Here is a 2406-nt window from a genome sequence, read left to right on the forward strand (position 1 = left end):
ATGAACACGATCGACAGGTCGAAGAACAGGAAGAACAGGATCAGGTCGAGCGCGACGAACAGGCCCGCGCTGACCGCCTGCAACGCCAGGAACAGGAGCACGAAGCCCTTCGGCCGGTCGGTGCCGCGCAGCGTGTAGACCGCGGTCGCGGTGAACACGATCGCGGTCAGCGCGAGCAGCGGCAGCGACAGCCCGTCCACGCCGACGTGGTAGGAGATCCCGGCGCTGGGGATCCACGCGTAGCGTTCGACGAAGCCGTACCCCGACGCGGGCAGGCCCGCCCAGACCACGGCGATCAGCCCGAGCTGTACCAGCCCGGTCGCGAGCCACGCACTGGCGAACACCGTCGTGCCCGCCCGCGCCGGAACCGCGCACAGCGCGACCGCGACCAGCGCGGGTAGGAAGACGATCAGCGAGAGCATTCCGGGGTCACCTCACGACGATCACGAGGACGGCCAGCGCCGCGAGCAGGGCGAACCCGACCGAGGCCTGCGCGTAGTACTGGTGGATCTGCCCGGTCTGCGGGCGACGGGCGGCTCGGCCCAGCGCGCGGGCGCCGTCGGCGAGCCCGGCTACGGCCCGGTCGACGCCGCGCTCACCGTGCCCGGCCACGACCGCGGCCAGCCGCGAGGTGGCACTCGCCGCGGCCGCCGGGACACGGGCGAGCACGCGGTCGTCGACCACGGCCAGAGCTGCTCCCAAGGTCACGACCGGGCCGACGACGTAGCGGAGCGCGAACGCCTCGAGGCCGAGCCACCGGTCCAGCAGGCCTGGCGTCGGGACGCGCTCGGCGAACCGCCACACCAGCAGCACGCCGGCACCGGCCAGGACGCCGGACAGCACGAGCTCCCAGACCTGCGGAGCCGGGTCCGGCCGCACAGGGCCCAGTGCCAGGATTCCGGCCCCCGCGGCGGCGAGGGCGAGCACGACGGTCGTGGTCACCGCCGGGAGCGGTATCCGGACCGGAGCAGCACCGGTGGCCGGGCGGTCGGCGGGTTGCCAGGCGAACCACAGCGCGCGTCCGCTGTAGAACGCCGCGGTCCACCCGGCGACCAGTCCGACCAGGTACAGCGCGGGCGAGGAGCCCAGGGCGGCGGCCAGCACGGCGTCCTTGCCGACCCAGAGCCCGAACGGCGGTAGCCCGGCCAGCGCGAGCGCACCGACCGTGAATGCGGCCCCGACCACCGGGTGCCGCCGCGCGGCCCCGCGCAGCCCGCCGGTCAGGCTGCGGCTGCCGAGTGTGGCCAGCCACAGGCCGGCGACCAGGAACAGCAGGCTCTTCGCCGCGGCGTGTGCCACGGTCTGCAGCGCCCCGGCCTGCGTCGCGGCGGTCCCGGCGGCCAGCACGATGAACCCGATCTGGGAGCAGGTGGACGCGGCGAGCAGCTGCTTGAGATCGTCCTGGACCGCGGCGACCAGGCCGAGTAGCAGCGCGGTCGCCACCCCGATCCACGCCACGAGCGGGGCCGCCCAGCCGGCCGCTTCCAGGGATGGGGCGGTGCGCAGCAGCAGGTAGCCACCGGCGGCGACCATCGTCGCGGAGTGCAGCAGCGCGGAGGTCGGGCTGGGTCCGTGCATCGCCCCGGACAGCCAGAAGCTGAACGGTAGCTGCGCGGATTTCCCCAGCGCGGCGACGACGACACCGGCGACCGCGACGTCGCCCCAGACGCCGTCGAGCCCGGCCAGATCCGTCAGCGCCATCGCGCCCGCGCCGCCGGCGAGCATCGCCCCGGCCGCGACGTAGAGGCCCAGGTCGGCGGCCCGTGTGGTCAGGAACGCGACCGTGCCGGCGCGGGCGGCCACCCGGTCGTCGAGCCGGTAGCCGATCAGCGCCCAGCTCGTCGCGCCCATCACCTCCCAGGCCATCAGCAGCGCTGGCAGCGTCGTGGCGGTGACGGTGACCAGCATCGCGGCCGCGAAGACCAGCATCAGGCCGTGGAACCGGCCGGTCCGCAGGCCCGGCTCGGCAGCAGCGACGACCAGCGCGGCCAGCAGCACCGCGGCGACCAGGACGACCAGTACCGCCGAGAGCCCGTCGACGGCGAACCCGGCCCGAATACCGGCCAGCAACGACACCTCGGACGCGGGCCGCGTCGCCGCGGCGGCCACGGCGAGCGCCAGGGTGGCTGCCGCCGTGGCGACACCGGCCGCGGTCGCGCCGCGGGCCGGGTGGGCCAGCAGCAGCACCGCGCCGGCGACGGCCGGGAGGCCGATGAGCACCGCGAGCAGCACCGCTCAGCCCTCCAGCTCGGTGGCCGAGTCGGTCATGTCGATCCGCTGGGCACGGTAGATGGCGGTGACCACGGCGAATCCCATCGCCATCTCGATCGCCATCGCGGTCACCACCGCCACCACGATCACCTGACCGTCGGCGGCCGGGGCGAGGAAGTACCAGAACGCGGCCGC

The 2406-nt window shown here is 74.7% G+C and carries 1 protein-coding gene and 1 pseudogene; both read right to left on the reverse strand.

Features of this window, described 5'->3' with window-relative positions; translation table 11 throughout:
- Positions 1-422: pseudogene (locus BM093_RS34560) on the reverse strand (NADH-quinone oxidoreductase subunit M); the annotation flags it as partial.
- Between the two features lie 7 nt (positions 423-429).
- The gene (locus BM093_RS34565) at positions 430-2232 is read right to left on the reverse strand and encodes a proton-conducting transporter transmembrane domain-containing protein (RefSeq protein WP_093357642.1); all 1803 of its coding nucleotides are present in this window, start codon (positions 2230-2232) and stop codon (positions 430-432) included.
- Positions 2233-2406 lie beyond the last annotated feature (174 nt).

Source organism: Pseudonocardia ammonioxydans (assembly GCF_900115005.1).
GTDB classification, from domain to species: domain Bacteria; phylum Actinomycetota; class Actinomycetes; order Mycobacteriales; family Pseudonocardiaceae; genus Pseudonocardia; species Pseudonocardia ammonioxydans.